The sequence below is a fragment of the Rathayibacter sp. AY1C5 genome (assembly GCF_002931705.1).
Taxonomy (GTDB): domain Bacteria; phylum Actinomycetota; class Actinomycetes; order Actinomycetales; family Microbacteriaceae; genus Rathayibacter.
This window is the reverse complement of the sequence record NZ_PSWD01000029.1, coordinates 1-25,931: the sequence shown is the minus strand read 5'-3', so window position 1 is coordinate 25,931 and position 25,931 is coordinate 1. Positions and strand designations below refer to the sequence as shown.

Genomic DNA, 25,931 nt, shown 5'->3' with positions numbered 1-25,931 from the left:
CCGCACAACGGCGGGAGCGAGCGCGAACGCGCGCCCCGGAAGCCCAGCCTCCGCGGTTAGCGTGGGCGGATGCGCCTCCTCCTGATCCGCCACGGCCAGACCCCCTCCAACGTCGCCGGGCTCCTCGACACCCGCATCCCCGGACCCGGGCTCACCGACCTCGGCCGCACCCAGGCCGCGGCACTGCCCGGTCGGCTCGTCGGCGAGGGGATCGGCGCGCTGCTCGTCTCGACGATGGTCCGCACCCACGAGACGGCCGCCCCTCTCGCCGCGGCCCTCGGGCTCGAGCCGATCGAGCGCGACGGCATCCGCGAGGTCGCGGCCGCGGGGCTCGAGATGCGCGGCGACGACGCGGCGGTCGAGGAGTACATGGGCACGGTCTTCCGCTGGGCCGGCGGCGAGACGTCGATCCGGCTGGCGGGCGGCGAGACGGGCGACGAGTTCGCGGCGCGCTACGACGCGGTGGTGGCGGAGGCGGAGGCGCTCGGGCACGAGGTCGTCGCGCTGGTCAGCCACGGCGCGGCCATCCGCTGCTGGGCGGGTCTGCGCTCCCTCGACCTCGATGCGCGCTTCATCGCCGACCACCTGCTCGACAACACCGGCGTCGTCGTCCTCGAGGGCTCGGGCGACGCGTGGACGCTCGTGTCCTGGCAGGGCGAGCCCGTCAGTGGAGTCGGCGCGGCGGCCCCCTCGGGCCCGGCGGGCGAGACCACCGTCTGAGCTGCGGGGCCTCCTCGCCGGTCGAGCAGCGGCGGATGGAGACCGGCCGGAACGAGCGCCGCCGGCCGCGCCATCACGGTAACGATCGCGCAACACTCCGGAAACCAGCTCCGACCAGCACATTCGCTCGCGCCGATCGGTTCATCACCACCCCTGGACCCGCCCCCGCAATTGTCCGACGTTTGCCCCTCGGCGGCTCCGCGGCTACCGTGGTCGGCGGTCCTCACGGGCCCCGATGAACCGGTCCGCGCTCGCACGGCGTCCCCCAGGACGCGCCGCGATCGTACGGTCAACGGGAGTGGAGGCGGCCCCGAGGCCGCCTCGGACGCTCTCGCCTCCACCCCCTGCCGCGCTGAGCGGCGGGACGCACGCGGAGGCTCGACGCACGGCTGTCCCACGCTCCCGACCCGGCACCACGAGATGAGCGCAGGGCGTCGTCCCTGCGCGCCGACGGAGTGTACGTGCACCAGAACCAGCAGATCATCAGCGAGCCCCGGAGCGAGGCGGGCGCCGATCCCGCGACCCCCGCTCTCGAGGCCCGCCACCTCTTCAAGGTGTTCGGCCGGAAGCCCGACGAGGTCGTCCGCCGACTGGGCGAGGGCGCCGACCGCGGCGAGCTCGCCGGACTCGGCACGGCCGCGGTGATCGACGCGTCCTTCACCGTGCGCCGCGGCGAGATCTTCGTCGTGATGGGCCTCTCCGGCTCCGGGAAGTCCACCCTGATCCGCATGCTGAACGGGCTCCAGGAGCCCTCCGCGGGCGAGGTCCTGATCGAGGGCTCCACCATCACCGGCGTCTCCGAGGCGGAGCTGCGCCGCGTGCGCCGCTCGTCGGTGTCGATGGTGTTCCAGCACTTCGCGCTCCTCCCGCACCGCACCGTGCTCGACAACGTCGCGTACCCGCTCGAGATCCAGGGCGTCCCCGCGGCCGAGCGCCGCGAGCGGGCCCTGCTCGCGGTCGAGCGCGCCGGTCTCGCCGGCTGGCACGAGAAGATGCCCGACGAGCTCTCCGGCGGCATGCGCCAGCGCGTCGGCCTCGCCCGGGCGCTCGCCGCCGACACCGACATCGTGCTGATGGACGAGGCGTTCTCGGCACTCGACCCGCTGATCCGCCGCGAGATGCAGGAGCAGCTGATCGAGCTGCAGCACGAGCTCGGCAAGACCATCGTCTTCATCACGCACGACCTCAACGAGGCCATGTTCCTCGGCGACCGCATCGCGGTGATGCGCGACGGCCGCATCGTCCAGATCGGCACCCCGGAGGAGATCCTCACCGACCCGGCGAACGACTACGTCGCCCAGTTCGTGCAGGACGTCGACCGCGCCCGCGTGCTCACCGCCTCCGCCGTGATGGAGCCCGCCCGCTCCGTGGTCACCCTGGCGGCCGGTCCCCGCGCCGCGCTCCGGAGCATGCGCGACCTGCAGACCTCGGCCGCGTTCGTGGTCGGCGGCGGACGCCGCCTGCTGGGCACGGTCCGCGACCGCGACGTGATCGAGCAGGTGCGCCGGAGCACCGGCGACCTCTCGGCGGTCCTCGCCTCCGACGTCGTCACCGTCGGTCCGGACACCGCCCTCAGCGAGGTCATCGAGCCCGCCGTCGAGTCGGCGCTGCCGGTCGCCGTGGTCGACGCCGACGGGCGTCTGCTCGGAGCGATCCCGCGGGTGACCCTGCTCGCGGCGCTCGGCAACGTGCCCGCCCGCACCGGCGAGCACCCGGTGATCGAGCCGCCCGCCACCGTCTCGACCGAGGTCGTCACCGCGACCCTGCATGCGACCGGAGGCCCCGTCGACGACGCCGTCCTCGCGGCGGACGGAGGTGCACGATGACCGATCTCGGATTCCGCCTCCCGCTCGGCGCCCTCGCCGAGGGTGCCGTCGACGTCCTCACGCAGACCTTCCAGCCGGTCTTCGACCTGCTGCGCACCGTCTTCGGCGCCCTCTACTCCGGCGTCGACCTCGTCCTCGCGACACCGCCCTTCTGGGTGATCGTCGCCTTCCTCGCCGTACTGGCCTACGCCGTCCGCGGCTGGGTCTTCGCGGCCGGCACCGCCGTGGGGCTCCTGCTGATCGTGGGGGTCGACCAGTGGGAGAACGCGATGGACTCCCTCGCGCTGGTGCTCGTCGCCTCCGTGATCGCCATCGCGCTGAGCGTGCCGCTGGGCGTGCTCGCCGCGCGCAACCGCACGGCCTCCGCGGTCATCCGGCCCGTGCTCGACCTGATGCAGACGATGCCGGCCTTCGTCTACCTGATCCCCGCGCTGATCCTGTTCCGGGTCGGAGTGGTGCCGGGCATCGTCGCGACCATCGTGTTCGCCATGGCGCCGGGCGTCCGGCTCACCGAGCTGGGCATCCGCGGCGTCGACCCGGAGCTCGTCGAGGCGGGGGAGTCGTTCGGCTCCTCGAAGTGGCGGATCCTCCGCCAGATCCAGCTGCCGCTCGCGCTGCCCTCGATCCTGGCGGGCCTCAACCAGGTCATCATGCTCTCGCTCTCGATGGTCGTCATCGCGGGCATGGTCGGCGCCGGAGGGCTGGGCGGCGACGTCGTCGCGAGCCTCAACCGGATCGATGTCGCGCTCGGCTTCGAGGCGGGCATCTCCGTCGTGATCCTCGCGGTCGTCCTCGACCGGATGACCGGCGCGCTGGGCTCGCCCTCGCCGGCGAGGGTCGCCCGGGCGAAGAACCGCCGCGCCGTCGTGGCGACCCGCTCGGCCGTCGGCGTCGTCTCGATCGGCCTGGTCGCGTCCCTCGGGGCCGCGACCCTCGCCGCTCCCGCCACCGCCGCCTCCGTCGACAACGGCGACCGCACCGACGTGACCGTCGCCGTGTTCCAGGGCTGGGACGAGGGGATCGCCGTCTCCGCTCTGTGGGAGGCGGTGCTCGAGGAGCAGGGCTACGACGTGACCCTGCAGAACGCCGACGTCGCCCCCGGCTTCCAGGGCCTCTCGACCGGCGACTACGACCTCGCCCTCGACACCTGGCTGCCGCTCACCCACGCCCGGTACGTCGAGCAGTACGGCGACTCGATCGTCGACCTGGGCGCGTGGAACGATGAGGCGAAGCTGACCATCGCGGTCAACGAGGACGCCCCGATCGACTCCCTCGAGGAGCTCGCCGCCGACCCGGGCGTCGTCGGCAACCGCCTGATCGGCATCGAGCCCGGCTCCGGTCTCAACAAGACGACGACCGAGGACGTCATCCCCGGCTACGGCCTGGAGGGGATGGACTACCTCACCTCCTCGACGCCAGCCATGCTCCAGGAGCTCTCGAGCGCGACCGCCGCGGGCGAGAACATCGCCGTCACGCTCTGGCGCCCGCACTGGGCCTACGACGCCTTCCCGGTCAAGGACCTCGAGGACCCGAAGGGCCTGCTCGGGCAGGCGGAGGGGATCCACTCCTTCGGCTCGGCCGCGTTCGACGCGGACTACCCGACGATGAGCCGCTGGATCCGCGACTTCCGGATGGACTCGAAGACGCTCTACTCGCTCGAGAACGCGCTGTTCAACGACGGGGCCGACGACCGCTCCGCCGCCCTCGCCGCGTGGATGGACGAGAACCGGGAGTACGTCGACACGCTGATCACCTGATCCGCCACCACGACGAAGGCCGAGAGGCCGGGCGGCCCCGGACCAGGGCTGTCCCGGTCTCTCGGCCTTCGTCGAGCAAGGGTCAGGCGGCGCTGACCCGGCGTCCCGCGGTGGCGCGGACGAGGAGGGTGACCACCAGCACCACGGCGGCGGCGACCAGCGCGGCGATCCCGGCGGGGACCGAGACGAGCTCGCCGGCGAAGCGGCCGACGGCGACCCAGGAGAGTCCCCAGACGAGCGAGAGCATCGGGGCGATGCGGCCGCGGCCGGTGACCGCGATCAGGAGTCCGACGAGCGCGGCGACGGCGAGGACGACGACCGCCCAGACCGCGGCGCCCGGACCGTCCGCGCTGCCGACGCCCGCGCCGACGAGCCCGGCGGTGACGTTCGCGGCCGTGGCCACGCACACCCAGCCGAGGTAGAGCCCGAAGGTGCCGTCCGTCACGATCGCGTCGACCACTCCGGCCGACCGGGTGGTCCGCAGGATCACGAAGATGCGCGCGAGCACGGCGAGCAGCAGGGCGATCACGACGACGCTGAGCGTCAGGAAGCCGGCCTGGACGACCAGGATCCACGCGGCGTTCAGGAGGAGGCTGGCGGCGGCCCAGTAGCCCAGCCGGCGGTGGCGGGTGCGGGCGGTCTGCGAGGGCAGGAACTGCCAGATCGCGTAGGCGATGAGGCCGGTGTAGATGACGCTCCAGATCGCGAAGGCGGGGCCGTCGGGAGCGATGGGGGTCGAGGACGCGGTCAGGGCGCCGCCGGCCGCGTTCTGGATCTGCGTGCCGCCCGCGGCGCCCGAGCCGATGAACGAGCCGATGAGGGCGAGCACCGCGCTCACGGCGACGACGACCTGGCGGATCCGGTCGGCGCGGTCGGGGGTTCGTGTGGCGGTCATGTCGCTCCTCCATTAGTCAGCTGGCTGAGTAATGAGAGTAGCGCGATTCCGCTCCCCGTCCACTGGGGCTTGCGGCGCGGCCCCGGCCCTGGATGAGGGCCGGGGCCGGATTCTCAGGCGCGGGCGGCCGCGTACTGCTCGCGGATCACGGGGCGGTGGTCCGGCGCGGGCTCGGCCACCGAGGTGACGGTCCACGTCGGACGCGATCCGGTCAGCGCCCAGGCGGCCTGCACGGCGGCACCGTCGGCCACGTACTCGCCGGGCGTCGGCACCTGCACGGGCACGTCGAACACCTGCGAGGCAGCGAGCTGCACGGCGCGGTTCTGCGCGGCTCCGCCGATGAGGAGGATGCGCCGCGCCTCCACGCCCTGCGCGCGAACGGCGTCGAGGCCGTCGGCCAGTCCGCAGAGCATGCCCTCGATCGCCGCGCGGGCGAGGTTCGGTCGCGTGGTCGAGGCGATGGTCATCCCGTGCAGGCTCGCGGTCGCGTCCGGCAGGTTCGGCGTGCGCTCGCCCTCGAAGTAGGGGACCAGCACGAGGCCGTCGGCACCCGGCTCCGCCTCGAGCGCCAGTGCGGCGAACTCGTCGAAGTCGCTGCCGAGCAGGGTCGCGGTCGAGGCCAGCACGCGCGCGGCGTTGAGCGTCGCGACCAGCGGCAGGAAGCGCCCGCTCGCATCGGCGAAGCCGGCGACGGTCCCGGAGGCGTCGCGCACCGGGTCGTCCGTGACGGCGAAGACGGTGCCGCTCGTGCCGATGCTGACGACCACGTCGCCGGGGCCGGCGCCGAGGCCGAGCGCGGCGCCCGCGTTGTCGCCCGCGCCGGGGCCGACGACGAGTCCGCTCTTGGTGCGGCCCGCCTCCTCCGAGGGGCCGAGCACGCGGGGGAGCAGCGGGCGGTGGCCGAGGGCGCGCTCGAGCAGGTCGAGGTCGTAGCCGTCCGCTCCCCAGTACGAGGTGCCGGACGCGTCGGACCGGTCGGTCGTGAGCGCGTCGAGCTGCGGACCACGGGCGGAGTCGGGGCCGTAGCCGAGCAGGCGCCAGGTCAGCCAGTCGTGGGGGAGCGCGACGGCGGCGACACGGGCGGCGTTCTCGGGCTCGGCGTCGCGCAGCCAGCGGAGCTTGGTGGCGGTGAAGGAGGCGACCGGCACCGATCCGGTCCGCTCCGCCCAGGCCCCGGCTCCGAGCTCCTCGATGAGCGCGGCGGCGGCGGGCGCGCTGCGGGTGTCGTTCCAGAGCAGAGCGGGGCGGATGACGGCGCCGCTCTCGTCGAGGACGACCATGCCGTGCTGCTGGCCGCCGACCGAGATCGCGGCGACGTCGTCGAGCCCGCCGGCGTCGGCGAGGGCGAGCTGCAGCGCCTCCCACCACGCGGCCGGATCGACCTCGGTGCCGTCCGGGTGGCTCGCCCGGCCGGTGCGCACCACGGCGCCGGTGTCGAGGTCGCGGACGACCACCTTGCAGCTCTGGGTCGACGAGTCGATCCCTGCGACGAGCGTCATCGCTGTCCTCTTTCGTTGGGGGGTTCGGGTTCGGGCGTCCGGTGCGGAACCGGGCCGGATGCAGGAGAACGGACGAGATCCCGTGCCGGTGCAGGGGATCTCGTCCGTCTCAGGTCGTCCCGCGGCGGACCGCGGGCTCAGGAGGTGCGGGTCAGCCGCGGGCGCCGAGCAGGTGCTCGGTGGCCAGCTGCTGCAGGCGCACGAAGCCGAAGCCCTTGCCGCCGAGGTAGGCGTCGGCGTCGAACGACTCGTACGAGGCGGTGTCCGCGAGCAGGTCGTCGTACGACTCGCCCTCGTTCAGCGTCGGGGTGGAGAGCTCGGCGACCTTCGCGGCGGCCAGCGCCTCCTGCACCTCGGGGTCGGCGCGGAAGGCCGCGGCGCGCTCCTTGAGCAGCAGGTAGGTGCGCATGTTCGCGGCGGCCGAGTCCCAGACTCCGGTCTCGTCCTCGGTGCGCGAGGGCTTGTAGTCGAAGTGGCGCGGGCCGTCGTAGGCCGGGACGCCGCCGGGGCCGCCGTTCTCGAGGAGGTCGACGAGCGAGAACGCGTTGTGCAGGTCGCCGTGGCCGAAGACCAGGTCCTGGTCGTACTTGATGCCGCGCTGGCCGTTGAGGTCGATGTGGAAGAGCTTGCCGTGGTACAGCGCCTGGGCGATGCCGGCGGTGAAGTTCAGGCCCGCCATCTGCTCGTGGCCGACCTCGGGGTTCACGCCGACGAGCTCGGGGCGCTCGAGGGAGTCGATGAACGCGATCGCGTGGCCGAGCGTGGGCAGCAGGATGTCGCCGCGGGGCTCGTTCGGCTTGGGCTCGATGGCGAAGCGGATGTCGTAGCCCTTGTCGGTGACGTAGTCGCCGAGCAGGTTGACGGCCTCGCGGTAGCGCTCGAGCGCGGCGCGGATGTCCTTGGCGGAGTCGTACTCGGCGCCCTCGCGGCCGCCCCACATGACGAAGGTCTTCGCGCCCAGCTCGGCGGCGAGGTCGATGTTGCGGAGGACCTTGCGCAGCGCGAAGCGGCGGACGTCGCGGTCGTTCGAGGTGAAGCCGCCGTCCTTGAAGACCGGGGCGCTGAAGAGGTTGGTGGTGACCATCGGCACGACGAGGCCGGTGGACTCCAGCGCGCCCTTGAGGCGGTCGATCTGGGTCTGGCGCTCGGCGTCGGTGGAGCCGAAGGCGAACAGGTCGTCGTCGTGGAAGGTGAGGCCGTACGCGCCGAGCTCGTCGAGCTTCTCGACCGCGTGGACGACGTCGAGCGGCTCGCGGGTCGGGCCGCCGAACGGGTCCGTCCCGTTGTAGCCGATGGTCCAGAGGCCGAACGAGAACTTGTCGGCGCGGGTGGGGGTCAGGGACATGGGATCCGAATCCTTTCCGGCGACGTCGCCGAATTGTTGTTGAGCCCAACATATCCCCTGAGGGTCGGGAGGCGCAACGAGCGGAAGGCCCGGCGCGTCGCCCTCCGGCCCCTCGCGGGTGCCGCCCGTTCGTGCCGCGGAACCGCTCGCGGAGCGGGCCGGCGCCCGGGGAGGTCGTCGCGAGGATCGCTTGCGCAAGCGCTTCGACTGTGCGTACAGTCGCTCCAGCACGACCGGTCGAAGCGCTTCGAAGCTCGACCGCGACCGACGACGACGTCCGGCAGGAGGAGCCATGGCGACCATCCACGATGTGGCCCGCGCTGCCGGAGTCTCGATCAGCACCGTCTCCTACGCCCTCTCCGGCAAGCGCTCGATCGCCGCCTCCACCCGGCAGCGCGTCGACGACGCGGTGCGCCAGCTCGGCTACCGGCCCCACGCGGGAGCCCGGATGCTCGCCGGGGCGCGGACCCACATCCTCGCCCTCTCCGCCCCGATGCGCGGCGAGCTGCATCTGCCGACCCACATGCGCTTCGTCACCGAGGTGCTCGAGCGCGCCCGGGAGTCGGACTACGACGTCCTGCTGCTCGTCACCGACGAGGCGTCCAGCGGCATCGGGCGCGTGTCCTCCTCCTCGCTCGTCGACGGCATCGTCCTGATGGGCGTCGACGACGACGACGACCGCGCCGAGCTGATCCGCGCGGCCGGGGTCCCCGCCACCTTCATCGGCGTGCCCGCCGACTCCCACGATCTCGCCTGCGTCGACCTCGACTTCGCCGAGGCCGCCCGCCAGAGCGTCCGCCGGCTCGCCGAGCTGGGCCACCGCTCGCTCGGCCTGCTCGAGCACCCGCAGTCCTACACCGACCGCAACGCCGGCTTCGTCCGCCGCTTCGACGAGGCGTTCCGCGCCGAGGCCGCGGCGCTCGGAGTCGAGATCGCGGTCGAGCGCCCGCACATCGGCCGGCCGAGCGCACAGGCCGCGATCGACGCGATCCTCGCCGCACCCGTCCCGCCCACCGCGCTCGTGCTGCACTGCAACGAGCCCGTGGCGGAGGCGGCGATCGAGCGCGTCCTCGAGCGCGGCCTCTCCGTCCCCGGCGACCTGTCGATCCTGGCGGCCTGCGCCAGCTACGACGGCGGCGCCCTCCCGGTCCCCACCAGCAGTCTTCCCCTCCCGTTCGACGCGATGTGCCGAGCGGCCGTCGCGCGGACCCTCCAGCAGATCGACTCCGGCCGCACCGTCGGCGTCGAGCTGCTCCCGCCCTCCTACGTCGACCGCGGATCCCTCGCGGTCGCTCCGACCGGCGCTCCGGTGCCGGCGGTCCCGTCCGGCACTCCCGCGCCGGCCTCCCTCTAGTCCTCCACCCTCTTCCTGCCCGCTCCGGCTCTGCGCACTGTCGAAACGCTTCGACACCATGCCCCCGCGAGAGAGCGCTCCCTGCACCACCTCCGCAGCACCACCGCACCGTTCGAAGGAGAACCACCGCAATGTCGCTCCGATCCCGCTCCGCCTTCCACCGCCCGACCGCCGGTCTCAGCCGGCGCAACCTCCTCGCCGGCGGAGTCGGCCTCAGCGCGATGTTCGCGCTGGCCGCCTGCTCCGGTGGCGGCTCCGACGCCGGCTCCGATGCGCTCTCGACCACGGTCGACGGCGCCGGCCGCACCCTCACCCTCTGGGACTTCGAGACGCCCGACAGCGACCGCGGCATCGCGTGGCTCGCCGCCCGCGACATCTTCACCCAGGAGACGGGGGCCGAGATCGCGTACGAGTTCAAGGCCTTCGAGCAGTTGCGCACCGGCGCCAGCCAGATCTTCAACTCCAACTCGGCACCCGACGTCGTCGAGTACAACAAGGGCAACGCGACCAGCGGACTCCTCTCGAGCCAGGGCCTGCTCACCAACCTCGACGAGGCGGTCGCGTTCTACGGCTGGGACTCGCTGATCCCCGGCGCGCTCCAGACCACCGCGAAGTACGACGAGAACGGGATCATGGGCTCCGGCTCCTGGTACGGCATCCCCAACTACGGCGAGTTCACCTTCGTCTACTACAACAAGGACGCCTTCGCCGCGAACGGACTCGAGGTCCCCACCACCTACGAGGAGTTCACGGCCGTCCTCGACGCCTTCGTGGCCAAGGGGATCACCCCGCTGGCCGAGGCCGGCGCCGAGTACCCGTTGCAGCAGCTCTTCTACCAGCTAGCGCTGCTGAAGGCCGACCGCTCCTGGATCACCGACTACCAGACCTACACGGGCGAGGTCGACTTCGAGGACGCGGCCTGGAGCTACGCGGCCGACCAGCTGAAGACCTACGTCGACAAGGGCTACTTCTCGGCCGACGCCTCCGGGCTGAAGGCGGAGGACGCGGGCACGGCGTTCATCTCGGGCGAGTACCCGATCTTCTTCTCGGGCTCCTGGTGGTTCGGCCGCTTCAAGACCGAGATCACCGGATTCGAGTGGGACACGTTCCTCTTCCCGGGCGCCGAGTTCACGATGGGCTCCGCCGGCAACCACTGGGTGATCCCGGAGACGGCGAAGAACAAGGATCTCGCCTACAAGTGGATCGACATCACGATGCGACCCGAGATCCAGAACCTCATCGGCAACAACGGAGGCATCCCGCTGGTCGTCGACGAGAGCGCCATCACCGACGAGAAGAGCAAGGCGCTGCTCTCGCAGTGGAAGACGGTCGTCGACGGCGACCAGCTCTCCTTCTACCCCGACTGGCCCACCGCGACCTTCTACGACGACCTGGTCGCCGCCACGCAGGAGCTCATCAACGGCTCCTCCGACGAGTCCGCCATGCTGTCCGACCTCCAGGCCAAGTACGACGACGGAGTCGCCGACATCACGTGACGCGGAAGCGTCACGTGATGTCGGCCGAGGCGGCCGACTCCGCGCCTGCAGGCGCGGAACGGCAGCGGAAGACCTGAGGACGTGACGGCGACCCCTCGAGGGGGTCGCACGAACACCGCCGAGCCTCCACCCCACCGCGGTATGCCGCTCCGGTTCGCGACACGCCGTCGCCTCCGTACCGGAGCGGCATCCCGCGGCAGCACCCAACTACCCCGTCCGACCTAGGAGTACCCATGACGACGACAGCACCTCGTCGCGCGGAGAGCGCGCCGACTCCCACGACGCCGCCCCGCGAGAAGCGCTCCGGCGGCTACTGGCTCTACCTGATCCCCGGGTTCGTGCTCTTCACGTTCATCGTGCTGATCCCGCTGATCTGGAACGTCTACATCAGCTTCACGTCCTGGCGCGGCATCAAGCCGCCGATCTTCATCGGCCTCGACAACTGGATCGAGCTGATGGGCGACGACCAGTTCTGGACCTCGTTCCTCAACTCGGTCTACATGATCATCGCGATGGTGATCGTCCCCACGATCCTCGGGCTCCTGCTCGCGGCGATCCTCTTCGATCTCGTCGGCAAGAAGTTCGGCGGGCGCCTGGCGAGCTTCCTCCGCGCCACCTACTACCTCCCGCAGATCCTGCCGACCGTCATCGCCGCGATCGTCATCGGCTGGATCCTCCGCCCCGACAACGGCGCGCTGAACTCGATCCTCGAGGCCGTCGGGCTCGGCTCCCTCTCGCACGACTGGCTCGGCAAGCCGGACACCGCGATGCTCTCGATCATGGTCGTGATGATCTGGGTGCAGCTGGGCTACCCGGTCGTCATCTTCATGGCGGCGCTGCAGCGCGTGGACCCCGAGCTCTACGAGGCGGCGGAGCTCGACGGGGCGAACTGGTTCCAGCGCTTCCGCTGGATCACGGTCTCGATCATCCGGCCCGAGATCTTCGTGGTCACCCTCACCTGCACCATCGCCGCGCTGAAGGTCTTCGGCCCGATCTACGCCCTGACCCGCGGCGGCCCCGGCGACTCCACGATCGTCCCCTCCTACTACTCGTACACCGAGTTCTTCCAGAAGCAGCAGGTGGGCTACGGCGCCACCATCGCGACCGCGCTCACGATCGTCATCGTGATCCTCGCCGTGCTGTTCATCCGCGCCCAGGAGCGCGTCGAGCGCAGCGAAGGAGCCCGCTGATGTCGGCCATCGAGACCCTGCCCCTCACCCAGGCCGGCACGGAGGACGCGGACCTCTCGTCCTCCCGTCCCGCCAAGCCCGCGAAGGGCACGACGAAGCGCACCCTCGGCGACTGGGTGATCCTCGCCGTCGCCGTGGTGATCGGGCTCGTGATCATCAGCCCGGTGCTGCTGATCCTGCTCAACTCCTTCAAGACCCCCGCGGAGTACTCGGCGAACGGCCCGCTCGCCTTCCCGACCGGCCTCTCCTTCGACGGCCTCTCGACCTTCTGGAGCCGCGTCGACTTCCCCGAGAAGCTCGGCAACTCGATCCTCATCTCGGGGTCGGTCGCGATCCTCGCCGTCGCCCTCTCGGTGCTGAACGCCTACGCGATCGGCATCGGCCGGGTCCGCGGCCGGAGCTGGATCATCGTCCTGTTCCTGCTGGCGAACATGCTCCCGCAGGAGGCCCTGCTCTACCCGCTGTACTACATGTTCAAAGCGGTCGGGATCTACGACACCCAGCTGTCGGTCATCGTCATCTTCACCGTCATCCAGTCGGCGTTCGGCACCTATCTGCTCTCGAGCGTCTACGGCACCTTCCCGAAGGAGATCCTCGAGGCCGCGGCTCTCGACGGCGCCTCGAAGTGGCAGGTCCTCACCCGGGTGATCGTCCCGATCTCGCGGCCCACCCTCTCGGTGCTGATGATCTTCTTCTTCATCTGGACCTGGAACGAGTTCCTCATCCCGCTGGTCTTCCTGGTGAGCGACGCGACGCAGACCGTCCCGATCGCGATCTCGAGCCTCCAGGGCGACAAGATCATGGACGTCACCACGACCAGCGCGAGCGCCCTCCTGGGCCTTCTCCCGACGCTGATCTTCTTCCTGATCTTCCAGCGCACCCTCACCCGCGGCATCACCGCCGGCGCGGTCAAGTAGCCCTCTCTCCCTCCGTCGGCGCCTCCCTCACGGGATCCGCCGGCGCGCCATCGAAAGGCACCCCCATGAAGTTCACCGACGGGTTCTGGCAGACGCGGGCCGGATTCACGCCCCTGTTCGCGCAGGAGGCGTACGACATCCGCACCGACGGCACCTCGCTCGAGGTGATCGCCCCGACCCAGGTCATCCAGGGCCGCGGCGACGTCCTCAACCGGCCGGCGCTCACGGTCACGGTGTCCTCGCCGGCCGAGGGGGTCGCGCGGGTGCGGATCGAGCACTGGCGCGGGACGGCGGTGCGGCCCGGCTTCGAGCTGGCCGGGGGCGACGTCGGAGCGGCGGAGGTGACGGAGTCCGGCGGCGTGCTGCGCACCGGCGACCTCGAGGTCCGGATCAGGCAGGGCGCTCCGTGGTCGCTGGAGTTCTGGGACACCTCGACCGGCACGCGCCTCACCGGCTCCGGGCACAAGGCGCAGGGCTACCTGACCGGACCGGACGGAGCCGCCTACCTGCACGAGCAGCTCGACCTCGGCGTCGGCGAGCTGGTCTACGGGCTCGGCGAGCGCTTCGGCCCCTTCGTGAAGAACGGCCAGACCGTGGATGTGTGGAACGCCGACGGCGGCACCTCCTCGGAGCAGGCCTACAAGAACGTCCCGTTCTACCTCTCCAGCCGCGGCTACGGCGTGCTCGTGAACGATCCCGGCCTCGTGTCGTTCGAGATCGGCTCCGAGGCGGTCGAGCGCGTGCAGTTCTCGGTCGGTGGCGAGGCGCTGGAGTACCTGGTGATCCAGGGCCCGACGAAGAAGGACGTGCTGCGGCGCTACACCGGTCTCGCTGGCCGCCCCTCCGTCGTCCCCGCCTGGAGCTACGGGCTCTGGCTGACGACCAGCTTCACCACGAGCTACGACGAGGAGACGGTGAACTCCTTCATCGACGGCTTCGCGGAGCGGGAGCTGCCGCTGTCGGCGTTCCACTTCGACTGCTTCTGGATGCGCGAGTTCCAGTGGACCGACCTCGAGTGGGACCCGCGCACCTTCCCGGACCCCGAGGGGATCCTCGCCCGCCTGCACGAGCGCGGGCTGCACACCTGCGTCTGGATCAATCCGTACATCGCGCAGGCGTCGCCGCTGTTCGCCGAGGGGCGCGAGAAGGGCTACCTGCTCAGAACGGCCTCCGGCGACGTCTGGCAGTGGGACATGTGGGTCGCCGGCATGGCGCTGATCGACTTCACGAATCCGGAGGCGACCTCCTGGTTCCAGGAGAAGCTCCGCGTCCTCGTGCGCCAGGGCGTCGACTCCTTCAAGACCGACTTCGGCGAGCGGATCCCGTCGGAGGGCGTCGTCTGGGCCGACGGGACCGACCCCGAGGCCATGCACAACTGGTACACCCAGCTCTACAACCGCGCGGTGCACGAGGTGCTCGAGCAGGAGCTCGGCGAGGGCCGCGCGGTCCTCTTCGCCCGCAGCGCCACGGTCGGCGGGCAGTCGCTGCCGGTGCACTGGGGCGGGGACAACACCTCCTCCTACGTGTCGATGGCCGAGACCCTGCGCGGGGGCCTCTCGCTCGCGCTGGGCGGGTTCGGCTTCTGGGCGCACGACATCGGCGGGTTCGAGGGCACGCCCGATTCCGGAGTGTTCAAGCGCTGGCTCGCGTTCGGCCTGCTCTCCTCGCATTCTCGGCTGCACGGATCCTCCTCGGTGCGCGTGCCGTGGGCGTTCGACGAGGAGGCCGTGGAGGTCACCCGGCTCTTCACCCGGCTGAAGCTCTCGCTGATGCCCTACCTCTTCGCGGCGGGGGCGGAGGCGGCGAGCACCGGCGTCCCGATCATGCGGCCGATGGCGCTCGAGTTCGAGGACGACCGCAGCGCCGCCCACCTCGACACGCAGTACCTGCTCGGGCACGACCTGCTCGTCGCTCCGGTGTTCACCGAGGACGGCACGGTCGAGTTCTACCTCCCGCGCGGGACGTGGACGAGCTGGTGGACGGGCGAGCGGATCGTCTCGACGGGGGAGTGGCGACGCGAGGTCCACGGCTTCGACTCGCTGCCGCTGTACGTGCGCGAGGGCGCGGTGATCCCGGTGGGGGCCCGCCAGGACTCGGCCGAGTACGACTACCTCGACGGGCTCGAGCTGAGGGTGTTCCCGGGGCCGGACGGAGCGACGCCGGTCCGGGTCGTCGCGCACGACACGGGGGAGGAGACGGCGTTCACCGTGACGCGCTCCGGCGGCGACGTCTCGGTCGACGGCCCGGCCGGCACCTGGACCTGGGTCGAGGCCTGAGCGGCGCCCTCCTGCTGATCGAGCAGCGGGCGCAGCCCGCCCCTCGAGACCCCCCGCCCCGCCCCCGGCTAGGCTGACCCCCGCAAGCAGAGGAGACCGCGGATGCCCGACCACGCGACGCGCGGCAACAACCTCGACCGCGTCCGGCGGCACAACCTCTCGGCGATCCTCCGCCTCGTGCACCGCGGCGGCCCCCGCTCCCGCTCGCAGCTGACCCGCCTGACCGGCCTCAACCGCTCCACGATCGCGGCGCTGGTCGGCGAGCTGGTGGAGCTCGGCATCGTGCGCGAGCGCGAGCCCGCCACGCCGAACCAGGTCGGCCGGCCGAGCCCCGTCGTCGAGGCCGATCCCGGAGTCGTCGCGCTCGCCGTGAACCCCGAGATCGACGCCGTCACGGTCGCCGTGGTCGGCGTCGACGCCGTCGTCCGCCGCCGCATCCGCCGCTCCGCCTCCGTCCCCACCGCCGAGGCCGCCGCCCGTCTGGCGGCCGAGGCGGTCGCCGAGCTGCTCGCCGAGCTGCCCGAGGAGACGCGGACCGTCGGCATCGGCGTCGCCGTGCCCGGACTCGTCCGCGACGCCGACGGCCTCGTCCGGGTCGGCCCGCACCTCGGCTGGGACGACGAGCCCTTCTCCCGCATGCTCGCGGACGCGACCGGCCTGCCCGTCCTCTCGGCGAACGACGCCAACCTCGGTGCACTCGCCGAGAGCGTCCTCGGCGCCGGCCGCGACGTCTCGCACCTCGTCTACCTCAACGGCGGCGCGAGCGGAGTGGGCGCCGGTGTCATCGTCGGCGGCGCGCCTCTGCACGGCATCGACGGCTACGCGGGGGAGATCGGCCACACCCTCGTCAACAGCGCGGGCATCGACTGCCACTGCGGCGCCGTCGGCTGCCTCGAGACCGAGGTCGGCCGCGCCGAGCTGCTCACCGTGCTCGGCCTCGACGAGAGCGAGCGGCTGGAGGAGGCGCTCGCCGCCTCCGAGGACCCGGCCGTCCGCGCCGAGGTCGAGCGCCAGCTCGGGCACCTCGCGGTCGCCCTGCGCAACGTGATCAACGTGTTCAACCCGCAGCTCGTGGTGCTGGGCGGCTTCCTCGGGGCGCTGATCGGAGTCGCGCCGGGGTTCCTGGAGGAGCGCCTGGGCCGCGGCGGCCCCTTCCGGGTCGCACTCGACTCCGTGCGCATCGTGCGGACCGAGCTCGGCGCCGATCTGCTCATGCTGGGCGCCGCCGAGCTCGCCTTCGAGCGCCTGCTCGCCGACCCGCTCGGCACTCCGCTCCACCCGGTCTGACCCGACGGCGGTCCGAGGGGTGGCGCCCCTGTCCGACACGTGATCGAATTGATTCGACCGAGCGGCGTGGAGCCGACGAGGTCCGCTCCCGCGCCGAGGACGACACCGGCCGCCCCCCTCCCTCCCACCCCGCTGCGCCCTGCGCAGGAAGGCACTCCGTGTCCACTCCCGCCTCGACTCCGACCGGCTCCCTCCCCGTGCACCGCCACCCGGGCGACGCCCTGACGGCCCGCCAGCGCCTCGTCTACGTGATCGTCCTCGGCTCGCTGACCGCCCTCGGGCCGTTCACGATCGACCTCTACCTGCCGGCGTTCCCCGCGCTGCAGAGCGAGCTGAACGTGTCGGAGGCGGCGGTCCAGCTGACCCTCACCGGCACGACCCTCGGCTTCGCGCTCGGCCAGCTGGTCGTGGGCCCCTGGAGCGACGCGGTCGGCCGGCGCCTGCCGATCCTCCTGGCCACCTCGCTGCACGTGCTGGCCTGCGTCGGCGCGGCGCTCGCCCCCGAGATCGTCACCCTCGGCGTCTTCCGCTTCCTGATGGGGGCCGGCGCGGCGGCGGGCGGCGTGGTCGCGATGGCGATGGTCCGCGACCTCTTCGGCGGACGCCCGCTGGTGCGGATGCTGTCCCGGCTCGCCCTGGTGTCGGGCCTCGCGCCCGTGCTCGCGCCGGTCATCGGCTCGCAGCTGCTGCTGATCATGGACTGGCGCGGGATCTTCGTCTTCCTCGCCGCCTACGGCGTGCTGGTCGTCGCGGCCGTCGGCCTGCTCGTCGTCGAGACCCGGCCCCGCGCCGCCCGACACGAGCGCGAGCACCGCTCGCTCGTGCAGCGCTACCGGGCCGTCCTCAGCGACCGCGTGTTCCTCGGAGTGGCGGTGATCGGGGGCATGACCTTCGCCGGCCTGTTCACCTACCTCTCCAGCTCCTCGTTCCTGTTCCAAGGCCTCTACGGATTCGACGCGCAGCAGTACGGGCTGCTCTTCGCCGTGAACTCGCTCGGCGTCGTCCTCGGCGTGCAGGCGTCCTCCTACCTCAGCCGGAGGATCGGGCCGCAGTGGATCCTCGCGATCACGACGCTGACGCTGTTCACCTCCGCCGGCCTGATCGCCCTCTTCGACGTGCTCGGGCTGGGGCTCTGGGGCACGCTCGTCCCGCTGTGGTTCTTCATCGCGTCCTGCGGCTTCAGCTTCCCGTGCGTGCAGGTCCTCGGCCTGGTCAACCACGGCCGGGAGGCGGGGACGGCCGCGTCGCTGCTCGGAGCGGTCAACTTCGGCACCGCCGGACTGCTGTCGCCGATCTCGGGGGTCTTCGGCGCCGGCTCGGCCGTGCCGATGGCCGTGGTGATGATGGCGACGGCGACCGTGTCGATCCTGGCGCTCTGGCTGATCGTCCGGCCGAGGAGCGTCCCGGCGCTGCAGGACTGAGCGCTCGGCTCCGGGCCCCGGCGGTCCGGCACGCCCCGCTCCTGCAGCTCCTCCCGGGTGTTTCGGGCCCTCGCTGGATCCGCTCCCGAGCGCCGCTGCTACAGTCCCCTCCCATGTCCTCCCGCGACTCCTCCGCCCTGCTCGCCGAGCTCTCCGACCCCGACCGCGACGTCCGCCTCCGTGCGGCGATGACCCTGGGCGAGCTCGCCGAGCCCGCCACCGCCGAGCCCCTCGCCGCGCACCTGTGGGAGGAGCCGGACTTCTTCGTCCGCGACGTGCTCACCTGGTCGCTCGGCCGCCTCGGCTCCGCCGCCGTCCCCGTCGCCCGCGAGGCGCTCGGCCGCGAGCCCCGGGTGCGCACGCAGGCGCTGCACGTGCTCAGCAAGATCCTCGACCCGGCGACGCTCGACGACATCGCCCCGCTGGCCGCCGACTCCGAGCCCGCCGTCGCCGCGAAGGCCCGCTTCGCGCTGGGCCGCCTCGGCGACGAGCGCGCGCTGCCGGTCCTGCTCGGCCTGCTCGGCGACGACGACGCGGAGGCGCAGAACGTGCTCACCGACGTCCTCGCCTCCTTCGGCGCCGCGGCCGTCCCCGGTCTGGAGCAGGCCCTCCGCGAGGGGTCCGCGCCGGTCCGGCGTCACGCCGCCGCCGCGCTCGGCTACCTGGGCGACGACGCGCGTCCTGCCGTCGACGCGCTGGACGGGGCCGCCGGCAGCGACGACTCCGCGCTCGCGGTCTCGGCCGTGATGGCGCTCGGCTCGATCACCGGTCCCGACGCGGCCGCCGCCCTCGAGCGGGCCTCCGCCTCGGGCGACTCCCGCGTGAGCGCCGTCGCCGCGCGGCTCCTCGCCCGCTCCTCCGAGCCGACCCGGCTCGACGCCCTCCGCGCCGCCCGCCTGGCCCGCGCGGCCGGCTGAGCCGCGCCGCGAGACCCCCGCGGCGGAAGGCCGGGCATCCGCACGGCCGGTCGAACCGTGCCACGAACCCCGGCGCGCGGACGCCGGTCTTCCGAACGGTCGACCGAGCCGCCCCGCAACCCCCAGCGGGGGAACGCCCGGTGACGGCATCATGTCCGGATGGATCACCGCGACGACCGCCTGTCGACCGAGCCCGGAATCGCGCGCCCCGATGCCGTCCAGCGCGCGCGGATGCGCGAGCAGGTACCGTCCGACGACGTCGCCGCCCGGCTGCTGACGAAGGAGGCGGCCCACCGGGTCTCCCGCCGCTGGCCGCTGATCTCCGCGTCGCTCGCGATCCTGCTCACGGTGCTCCTCGCCGTGCTGATCGCCTTCCGCCCCACCTCGGCCTTCCGCTTCGACGTGGAGTGGATGGACGAGATCGTCGAGCACCGCTCGCCGGTCTGGGACATCCCGGCCCTCGTCATGAACACGGTCGGAGCGGGGCTCGTCGGCACGACGCTCATCCCGCTCGGCATCGTCGCCGTGCTGCTGGTGTTCCGCAGGCGGTGGGCCGCGCTCTACTACGCGATCGCCGCGCTGGTCAGCGTGGGCGCCACCCAGCTCGTCAAGGAGCTGGTGGGACGCGCCCGCCCGGCCGACATGCTCGTCACCAGCGACTACGGCTCCTTCCCGTCCGGCCACACCGCCAACGCGGCGACGACGGCGATGGTGCTGGCCCTGGTGTTCCCGCTGCTGTGGGTCTGGATCGCGGGCTTCCTCTACACCGTGGCGATGATGGCGAGCCGCACCTACCTCGGCGCCCACTGGCTGAGCGACACCGTCGGCGGCCTGCTGCTCGGGATCGGCGTGGCGCTCGTGGTCTGGGCTCCGCTCGCCGGCCGCCTGCGCACCGAGGCCGAGCTCCCGCACCCGCCGATCTGGATCCGCCGCACCACCTGACCGGCATAGCGCTCCCTGCGAGGGCTTCGAGGCCCCGAGGATCGGCGCCCGAGGAGCGCGGAGGCTCGCCGATCAGCCGAAGGCGGCGAGGGAGTCGAGCTCGTTGAAGGTGTAGACGTGCAGGCCCGCGAGGCGGTCGCCCGCCGCCGCTTCCAGGCGCGCGACGAACGCGGACGGGTCGAAGCGGCGTCCGCGGAGGAGCCCGCCGGCCACCGAGGTGCTCCGCTTCAGGAAGCCGAGCGAGGAGCCCACTCCGATCCGCGCGCCCAGCGTCAGCAGCCGCGAGCGCGCGACCGGCCCCGGCACCCCCGCCCACAGATCGGCCGTGATCCCCGTCTCGCGGAGCCGGTCGGCGTAGCGGACCACCGCGTCGACGTCGAAGCACATCTGCGTGACGATCGAGCGGATGAACGGAGCGCGCTCGCGCAGGTGCCGCTCGATGCTCTCGTCGGAGAGGTGCGGGTGGCCCTCGGGATAGCCTGCGATGTCCATGGCCAGCCCGGGTGAGATCTCCCGGGCGTCGCGGATGAGCTCGAGGCTCGTGGAGTAGGTGCCGGCCGCCGAGGACGCGTCGCCCGAGATCACGAACGCCTCGTCGATCCCCGCCTCGCCCATCCGCTCGAGGACCCGCTCGAGTGCGGCGCGGCCCTCGACGTTCCGCGCCGCCAGGTGGGGCACCACGCGGAACCCGCGCCCGGCCAGCGCGACCGCGCAGTCCACGGTCCGCCCGGTCCCGTGCTTCGGCAGGCTGGTCACGGTCAGCGTCACCGCGGAGGGGTCCGGGAACGCCCGTGCGGCGCGCTCGCCGATGTCGTCGGCCGGGATGATCTCGAAGCGAGCGCGGGTCATCGGCCCAGCCTGCCACGCGGAGCCGGAGCGGCGCGGGTGGTGGCCGAGGCCGCACGAGTGTCGGAGGGGCGCCCTAGCCTGGAGCCGATCGCCGCCCGGTGGTCGCGGAAGGAGTCGCGTGTACCTGGAGTCCGGCCGCGTGGTCACGAGCCCCACCGACCTGTCGAACTGGGCGGCCTGCGAGTGGGCCGTCCTCCGCCGGTTCGACGCCCTGCTCGGCCGCGCCCCGCGCCTCGAGGCCGAGAGGGACGGGATGCTCGAGCGCACCGCGGTACTCGGCGACGAGCACGAGCACCGCTTCCTCGCCGAGCTGAAGCGCACGCACGAGGTGCTCGAGTTCGAGCGCCCCGAGCCCGCCGGCTACCCCGCGGCGGCCGAGGCGGCCGTCGAGGCGATGCGCGCCGGGGTCAACGTGCTCTACCAGGCCACCTTCTTCGACGGCGAGTTCCTGGGCTTCTCGGACTTCCTCCTCCGCACCGCCGACGGCGCCTACGAGGTCTACGACACCAAGCTCGCCCGGCACGCGAAGATCCCGGCGCTGCTGCAGCTCGCCGCCTACGCCGAGCAGATGCAGGCCCGCGGCATCCGCGTGGGGGAGCAGGTGCACCTCGTGCTCGGCGACGGCTCCGTCACCAGCCACGAGCTGGCCGTCGTCGCCCCGGTCCAGCGCGTGCAGCGCGCCCGGCTCCGCGCCGTGCTCGACGAGCGCCTCGCCGCCGACGAGCCGCTGGCGTGGGGCGATCCGCGCTACCCCTCCTGCGGACGCTGCTCGGTCTGCGCGCCCGAAGTCCAGGCGCACCGCGATCCGATCCTCGTCGCCGGGATGCGGCTCGACCAGCGGGCGAAGCTCACGGCGGCCGGCGTCCTCACCCTCGACGCCCTCGCCGAGCACGACGGCCCCGTCCCCGGCCTGGGCGCGGGCACGCTCGAGGGCCTGCGCGCCCAGGCGCGGCTGCAGCTGCGGTCGGAGTCCTCGCCGGTGCCGACCGTCGAGGTGATCGACGCCTCCGTGCTCGCCGGGCTGCCCGCGCCCGACCCGGGCGACCTCTTCTTCGACTTCGAGGGCGATCCGCTCTACACCGAGGACAACCGCGAATGGGGCCTCGACTACCTCTTCGGCATGGTCGACGACCAGGAGCGCTTCACCGCGCTCTGGGCGCACGACCTCGCGGCCGAGCGCCGGGCGCTCCTCGACTTCCTCGCGCTCCTGCGGGCGCGCCGGGCCGAGCACTCCCGGATGCACGTCTACCACTACGCCTCCTACGAGCGCAGCCACCTGCTCTCGCTCGCGCTCCGCCACGGGGTCGGCGAGGAGGAGGTCGACGCGCTCCTGCGCGACGGCGTCCTGGTCGACCTGTACCCGGTGGTGCGGCGGGCGCTCCGCGTGGGCTCGCGCAGCTACTCGCTCAAGAAGCTGGAGCCGCTCTACATGGGCGAGGAGGAGCGGGACGCGTCCGGCGTCACGAACGCCGCCGACAGCATCGAGATGTACGTGGAGGCGCGCGCCGCACAGAGGGCCGATCCTGTCGAGGGGCAGCGCGGGCTCGACCTCGTCGCCGAGTACAACGCCTACGACTGCCGCTCCACGCTCCGCCTGCGCGACTGGCTCCTGGAGCTCGCTCCGCCGCGCGAGGAGCTGCCGCCGCTGCTCGAGGTCGAGATCCCCGTGCCCCGCGAGCCGCACCCGGTCGCGGTCGCACTGCTGGCGCAGGTCGAGGGGATCGAGCCGCGCGAGCGCACGGCCGACCAGACCGCGCTCGCCCTCGCCGGCGCGGCGATCGACTACCACCGCCGCGAGGCCAAGACCTTCTGGCAGGAGCACTTCGACCGCCTCCGGCAGCCGCTGGACGAGTGGGCGGACACCCGCGACGTCGTGATGATCGACCGGGTCGAGGTCGTCCGCGACTGGGCGAAGCTCCCGCGCGCCCGCACGCAGTCGCGCGAGCTGCGGATCCTCGGCCGGCTCGCTCCCGGCAGCCGGCTCGGCACCGGCTCGTCGCCGTACCTGGTCTACGAGGCCCCGGCGCCCCCTGGTGCACCCTCGCCCGGTCCCGGTCTGCGCGGCGCCTCCGAGCGCTCTGAGATCCTCGCGGTCGACGACGACGGCGAGTGGATCGTCCTGCTCCTCAAGGAGGGCCTGAAGGCGGGGGAGGATCCGCACGACGACGCTCCGGTCGCCCTCGCCCCCGCGCCGCCGCCGCGCGCCGCGCCCCAGCCCGAGGCGATCGCGGAGTGGGGCGGCGAGGTCCTCGACGCGCTGCCCGCGATGCTGGCCGACCCGGCGCTCGACGTCCTCCGCCGCGTGCCGCCGGGAGCCGTCGCTCCGGTGCAGGGCGACGACGTGATCGGCGCGGTCGTCACCACTCTGCTCGGACTCGAGCGGGCGACCCTCGCCGTGCAGGGTCCGCCCGGCACCGGCAAGACCTACGTCGGCTCCCACGTGATCGCACGGCTGGTGAACGAGCACGGCTGGCGCATCGGCGTGGTCGGCCAGTCGCACTCGGTGGTCGAGAACGTGCTGAGCGCCGTCGTCGGCCGCGGCGTCGATCCCTCCCGCGTGGCGAAGGTGCCCAAGAACGGCACGCCGCCCGAGGCGCTCGCGGCGGCGCCCTGGGCGCCGGTGAAGAACGCGGCGGCACTCACCGCGGTCCTCGAGGAGGGCGGCGGCTGCGTCATCGGCGGCACCGCCTGGACCTTCGCGAACCCGGTCACCGTGCCGCGCCGCTCGCTCGACCTCCTGGTGGTCGACGAGGCCGGGCAGTTCTCACTCGCCCCGACGATCGCGTCGGCCGTCTCCGCCCAGCGGCTGCTCCTGCTCGGCGATCCGCAGCAGCTGCCCCAGGTGAGCCAGGGCGCGCACCCGGAGCCGGTCGACGAGTCGGCGCTCGGCTGGCTCGCCGACGGGCACGACGTCCTCCCGCCCGAGTACGGCTACTTCCTCGCGCAGACCCACCGGATGCACCCGGCGCTCTCCGACGCCGTCTCCGAGCTGTCCTACGAGGGCGCGCTGCGGTCGCGGGCGCCGCAGGTGCGCCACCTGGAGGGGGTCGAGCCGGGCGTGCACTCCGTCCCGGTCGAGCACGCGGGTGACACCACCTCCTCGCCGGACGAGGCGAGGCGCGTCGTCGAGATCGCCCTCTCCCTCGTCGGCCGCGCCTGGACCGACGAGCACGGCGAGCGGACGCTGACCGCGGCCGACGTCATCGTCGTTGCGCCCTACAACGCCCAGGGCGGGCTCCTCCGTACCGCCCTCGACGCCGCGGGCCTCGAGGAGACCCCGGTCGGCACGGTCGACCTCTTCCAGGGCAGGGAGGCGGTGGTCGCCATCGTGTCGCTCGCCGCGTCCTCCGGGGCCGACGTCCCGCGCGGAATGGAGTTCCTCCTCCTGCCCAACCGCCTGAACGTCGCGGTCTCGCGCGCGAAGTGGGCGGCGTACCTGGTGCACTCGCCGGCGCTCGCCGCCTCGCTCCCGACCTCGCTGACCGGCCTCGGGCACCTCTCCGGCTTCCTCCGCCTGCTCGAGCAGGGGGAGCGGGCCGCCCCGTGACGGATCCGGTGGCCTAAAGGCGCGCTCCGCTCCGATTCCGTCGGTGCTCGGCATGGTGGACGACGCGATCCGTCGCTACGGTGTCCCCATGAGAATCCTCCTGGTCGGCGCCGGCGGCGTCGGCGACGCCTTCGCGAAGATCGCCGCGCGCCGCTCCTTCTTCGAGCAGATCATCGTCTGCGACTACGACCTCGCTCGCGCCGAGCGCACGGTCGCCTGGATCGCGGAGCGGCACGGTGCCGACGACCGCTTCGTCGCCGCGCGGATCGACGCCTCCGACGCCGAGAACGTCGAGACCGTCGCCCGCGCGCACGGGGCGACCCACGTGATGAACGCCGTCGAGCCGCGCTTCGTCCCGACGATCTTCGCCGGAGCGCTCGCCGCCGAGGCCGACTACCTCGACATGGCGATGAGCCTCTCGCTCCCGCACCCCGAGCAGCCCCACGAGCTGACGGGGCTCAAGCTCGGCGACGAGCAGTTCGCCGCGGCGGAGGAGTGGTCCTCCCGCGGCCGCCTCGCCCTGGTGGGCATGGGCGTGGAGCCGGGACTCTCCGACGTCTTCGCCCGCTACGCCTCCGACCACCTCTTCGACGAGATCGACGAGCTCGGAGTGCGCGACGGCGCGAACCTCGTCGTGCACGACGCGGACGGCCGCGAGATCTTCGCTCCGTCCTTCTCCATCTGGACCACGATCGAGGAGTGCTTGAACCCGCCGGTGGTGTTCGAGCGCGACCGCGGCTGGTACACCACCGCCCCCTTCTCGGAGCCGGAGGTGTTCGAGTTCCCCGAGGGTATCGGCCCGGTCGAGTGCGTGAACGTCGAGCACGAGGAGGTGCTGCTGATGCCGCGCTGGCTCGACGCGAAGAAGGTCACCTTCAAGTACGGCCTCGGCGAGCAGTTCACCGGCGTCCTGCGCACCCTCCACCTCCTCGGCCTCGACAGCACCGAGCCCCTGCGGGTCCGCTCGGCCGGCGGTCCCGTCGAGGTCTCGCCGCGCGACGTCGTCGCCGCCGCCCTGCCCGACCCCGCCGGCATCGGCCCGCGGATGACCGGCAGGACCTGCGCCGGCCTCTTCGTCTCCGGCACGAAGGACGGCGCCCACCGCGAGGTGTACCTCTACCACGTGAGCGACAACGAGTGGACGATGGCCGAGTACGGCACCCAGTGCGTGGTCTGGCAGACGGCGCTCAACCCGGTGGTCGCGCTCGAGCTCCTCGCGACCGGCGTGTGGACCGGCGCCGGAGTGCTCGGGCCGGAGGCGTTCAGCGCCGACCCGTTCCTCGAGCTGATGGCCCGCCCCGAGGCCGACGGCGGGTACGGACAGTCCTGGCACGTCCGCGAGGACTGATCGGCGCCGCCGACCTAGGCTGAGCCCATGAGTGACGACGACGGGCTCGCCTCGGCGAGGGACGAGGCGCGCGCAGCCCTGGAGGCCGCCCGCCGACTGCAGGCGGAGGCCGCCGAGGCCCTGGCGCGAGCGGAGGCGGCGGCCGCGGCGCTGAACGCGGCGGCCGGCCCGGAGGAGGCGGAGGCCGTCGCGGACGACGTGCGGCTGGTGGCGGCGTCGGGGAGCGGAGCGGAGCAGTCCGCTGCTCCCGTTGCTCCGGACGCCGTCGCTCCGGACGCCGTCGTTTCCGGTCCGATCGCTCCGGATGCAGATGCTCCGCCCACCCCCTCGGCGCCCGCCCCGGCC

18 protein-coding genes and 1 pseudogene are annotated in these 25,931 nt (G+C 72.7%); 15 read left to right on the top strand and 4 right to left on the bottom strand.

The window, feature by feature from the left end:
- Nucleotides 1-69 precede the first annotated feature (69 nt).
- The 3 genes from C5C57_RS15285 (at nt 70) to C5C57_RS18620 (ending at nt 4,303) form a co-directional block, all read left to right on the top strand.
- Complete coding sequence (locus tag C5C57_RS15285) at nt 70-720, top strand: histidine phosphatase family protein (RefSeq protein ID WP_104248116.1); 651 nt, start codon at nt 70-72, stop codon at nt 718-720.
- 461 nt (nt 721-1,181) lie between these two features.
- Nucleotides 1,182-2,546, top strand: a complete 1,365-nt coding sequence (locus C5C57_RS15280) for a glycine betaine/L-proline ABC transporter ATP-binding protein (protein WP_374953618.1) — start codon at nt 1,182-1,184, stop codon at nt 2,544-2,546.
- Nucleotides 2,543-4,303, top strand: a complete 1,761-nt coding sequence (locus C5C57_RS18620; protein ID WP_104248115.1) for an ABC transporter permease/substrate binding protein — start codon at nt 2,543-2,545, stop codon at nt 4,301-4,303. Before C5C57_RS15280 ends, C5C57_RS18620 begins: the two co-directional genes overlap by 4 nt.
- An 82-nt stretch (nt 4,304-4,385) precedes the next feature.
- Here the strand turns inward: C5C57_RS18620 and C5C57_RS15270 are convergent, their stop codons facing one another.
- The 3 genes from C5C57_RS15270 to xylA form a co-directional block, all read right to left on the bottom strand.
- Nucleotides 4,386-5,198 carry a tryptophan-rich sensory protein gene (locus C5C57_RS15270; RefSeq protein WP_104224878.1) on the bottom strand — a complete coding sequence of 271 codons (813 nt, stop codon included), beginning with the start codon at nt 5,196-5,198 and terminating at the stop codon, nt 4,386-4,388.
- Between the two features lie 113 nt (nt 5,199-5,311).
- Nucleotides 5,312-6,697, bottom strand: coding sequence for a xylulokinase (xylB, locus tag C5C57_RS15265; RefSeq protein WP_104248114.1), 1,386 nt, complete (start codon nt 6,695-6,697; stop codon nt 5,312-5,314).
- Between the two features lie 151 nt (nt 6,698-6,848).
- The gene (gene xylA / locus C5C57_RS15260; protein WP_104227357.1) at nt 6,849-8,042 is read right to left on the bottom strand and encodes a xylose isomerase; all 1,194 of its coding nucleotides are present in this window, start codon (nt 8,040-8,042) and stop codon (nt 6,849-6,851) included.
- A gap of 292 nt (nt 8,043-8,334) precedes the next feature.
- Between xylA and C5C57_RS15255 the strand changes: the two genes are divergently transcribed.
- The 9 genes from C5C57_RS15255 (at nt 8,335) to C5C57_RS15215 (ending at nt 19,842) form a co-directional block, all read left to right on the top strand.
- Entirely contained in the window at nt 8,335-9,396 is a 1,062-nt protein-coding gene (locus C5C57_RS15255) for a LacI family DNA-binding transcriptional regulator (protein WP_104227356.1), read from the top strand.
- A gap of 131 nt (nt 9,397-9,527) precedes the next feature.
- The gene (locus tag C5C57_RS15250) at nt 9,528-10,892 is read left to right on the top strand and encodes an ABC transporter substrate-binding protein (RefSeq protein ID WP_258060612.1); all 1,365 of its coding nucleotides are present in this window, start codon (nt 9,528-9,530) and stop codon (nt 10,890-10,892) included.
- A gap of 233 nt (nt 10,893-11,125) precedes the next feature.
- Nucleotides 11,126-12,082: a carbohydrate ABC transporter permease gene (locus tag C5C57_RS15245; protein WP_104261476.1), complete on the top strand. Its 957-nt coding sequence runs from the start codon at nt 11,126-11,128 to the stop codon at nt 12,080-12,082.
- Nucleotides 12,082-12,999 carry a carbohydrate ABC transporter permease gene (locus tag C5C57_RS15240; protein WP_104227354.1) on the top strand — a complete coding sequence of 306 codons (918 nt, stop codon included), beginning with the start codon at nt 12,082-12,084 and terminating at the stop codon, nt 12,997-12,999. Before C5C57_RS15245 ends, C5C57_RS15240 begins: the two co-directional genes overlap by 1 nt.
- Nucleotides 13,000-13,064: 65 nt before the next feature.
- Nucleotides 13,065-15,275 carry an alpha-xylosidase gene (gene yicI / locus C5C57_RS15235; RefSeq protein WP_104297822.1) on the top strand — a complete coding sequence of 737 codons (2,211 nt, stop codon included), beginning with the start codon at nt 13,065-13,067 and terminating at the stop codon, nt 15,273-15,275.
- 102 nt (nt 15,276-15,377) lie between these two features.
- On the top strand, nt 15,378-16,562 hold the full coding sequence (locus tag C5C57_RS15230) for an ROK family transcriptional regulator (protein WP_104227455.1): 1,185 nt from the start codon (nt 15,378-15,380) through the stop codon (nt 16,560-16,562).
- A gap of 158 nt (nt 16,563-16,720) precedes the next feature.
- On the top strand, nt 16,721-17,983 hold the full coding sequence (locus tag C5C57_RS15225; RefSeq protein ID WP_104234525.1) for a multidrug effflux MFS transporter: 1,263 nt from the start codon (nt 16,721-16,723) through the stop codon (nt 17,981-17,983).
- Between the two features lie 113 nt (nt 17,984-18,096).
- Nucleotides 18,097-18,900 carry a HEAT repeat domain-containing protein gene (locus tag C5C57_RS15220; RefSeq protein ID WP_104297821.1) on the top strand — a complete coding sequence of 268 codons (804 nt, stop codon included), beginning with the start codon at nt 18,097-18,099 and terminating at the stop codon, nt 18,898-18,900.
- A gap of 159 nt (nt 18,901-19,059) precedes the next feature.
- Nucleotides 19,060-19,842 (top strand): phosphatase PAP2 family protein, encoded by a 783-nt coding sequence (locus C5C57_RS15215; RefSeq protein WP_244229597.1) that lies wholly within the window; start codon nt 19,060-19,062, stop codon nt 19,840-19,842.
- Between the two features lie 72 nt (nt 19,843-19,914).
- Here C5C57_RS15215 and C5C57_RS15210 read toward each other — a convergent pair whose 3' ends face one another.
- On the bottom strand, nt 19,915-20,691 hold the full coding sequence (locus tag C5C57_RS15210) for a methylenetetrahydrofolate reductase (protein WP_104297820.1): 777 nt from the start codon (nt 20,689-20,691) through the stop codon (nt 19,915-19,917).
- A gap of 118 nt (nt 20,692-20,809) precedes the next feature.
- Between C5C57_RS15210 and C5C57_RS15205 the strand changes: the two genes are divergently transcribed.
- From C5C57_RS15205 to C5C57_RS15195, 3 genes and pseudogenes are all read left to right on the top strand, one after another.
- Nucleotides 20,810-24,238: a bifunctional RecB family nuclease/DEAD/DEAH box helicase gene (locus C5C57_RS15205; protein ID WP_104297819.1), complete on the top strand. Its 3,429-nt coding sequence runs from the start codon at nt 20,810-20,812 to the stop codon at nt 24,236-24,238.
- A gap of 88 nt (nt 24,239-24,326) precedes the next feature.
- Entirely contained in the window at nt 24,327-25,586 is a 1,260-nt protein-coding gene (locus C5C57_RS15200; protein ID WP_104297824.1) for a saccharopine dehydrogenase family protein, read from the top strand.
- A 27-nt stretch (nt 25,587-25,613) separates the two neighbouring features.
- Nucleotides 25,614-25,931: pseudogene (locus C5C57_RS15195) on the top strand (hypothetical protein); the annotation flags it as partial.

Bases quoted from the DNA above. Each gene is read 5' to 3' on its own strand.
- C5C57_RS15230 (WP_104227455.1), top strand. From the start codon at position 15,378: ATGCCCGACCACGCGACGCGCGGCAACAACCTCGACCGCGTCCGGCGG.
- C5C57_RS15250 (WP_258060612.1), top strand. From the start codon at position 9,528: ATGTCGCTCCGATCCCGCTCCGCCTTCCACCGCCCGACCGCCGGTCTC.
- C5C57_RS15270 (WP_104224878.1), bottom strand. From the start codon at position 5,198: ATGACCGCCACACGAACCCCCGACCGCGCCGACCGGATCCGCCAGGTC.
- C5C57_RS15240 (WP_104227354.1), top strand. From the start codon at position 12,082: ATGTCGGCCATCGAGACCCTGCCCCTCACCCAGGCCGGCACGGAGGAC.
- xylB (WP_104248114.1), bottom strand. From the start codon at position 6,697: ATGACGCTCGTCGCAGGGATCGACTCGTCGACCCAGAGCTGCAAGGTG.
- C5C57_RS15245 (WP_104261476.1), top strand. From the start codon at position 11,126: ATGACGACGACAGCACCTCGTCGCGCGGAGAGCGCGCCGACTCCCACG.
- yicI (WP_104297822.1), top strand. From the start codon at position 13,065: ATGAAGTTCACCGACGGGTTCTGGCAGACGCGGGCCGGATTCACGCCC.
- C5C57_RS15200 (WP_104297824.1), top strand. From the start codon at position 24,327: ATGAGAATCCTCCTGGTCGGCGCCGGCGGCGTCGGCGACGCCTTCGCG.
- xylA (WP_104227357.1), bottom strand. From the start codon at position 8,042: ATGTCCCTGACCCCCACCCGCGCCGACAAGTTCTCGTTCGGCCTCTGG.
- C5C57_RS15285 (WP_104248116.1), top strand. From the start codon at position 70: ATGCGCCTCCTCCTGATCCGCCACGGCCAGACCCCCTCCAACGTCGCC.
- C5C57_RS15210 (WP_104297820.1), bottom strand. From the start codon at position 20,691: ATGACCCGCGCTCGCTTCGAGATCATCCCGGCCGACGACATCGGCGAG.
- C5C57_RS15255 (WP_104227356.1), top strand. From the start codon at position 8,335: ATGGCGACCATCCACGATGTGGCCCGCGCTGCCGGAGTCTCGATCAGC.
- C5C57_RS15220 (WP_104297821.1), top strand. From the start codon at position 18,097: ATGTCCTCCCGCGACTCCTCCGCCCTGCTCGCCGAGCTCTCCGACCCC.
- C5C57_RS15215 (WP_244229597.1), top strand. From the start codon at position 19,060: ATGGATCACCGCGACGACCGCCTGTCGACCGAGCCCGGAATCGCGCGC.
- C5C57_RS18620 (WP_104248115.1), top strand. From the start codon at position 2,543: ATGACCGATCTCGGATTCCGCCTCCCGCTCGGCGCCCTCGCCGAGGGT.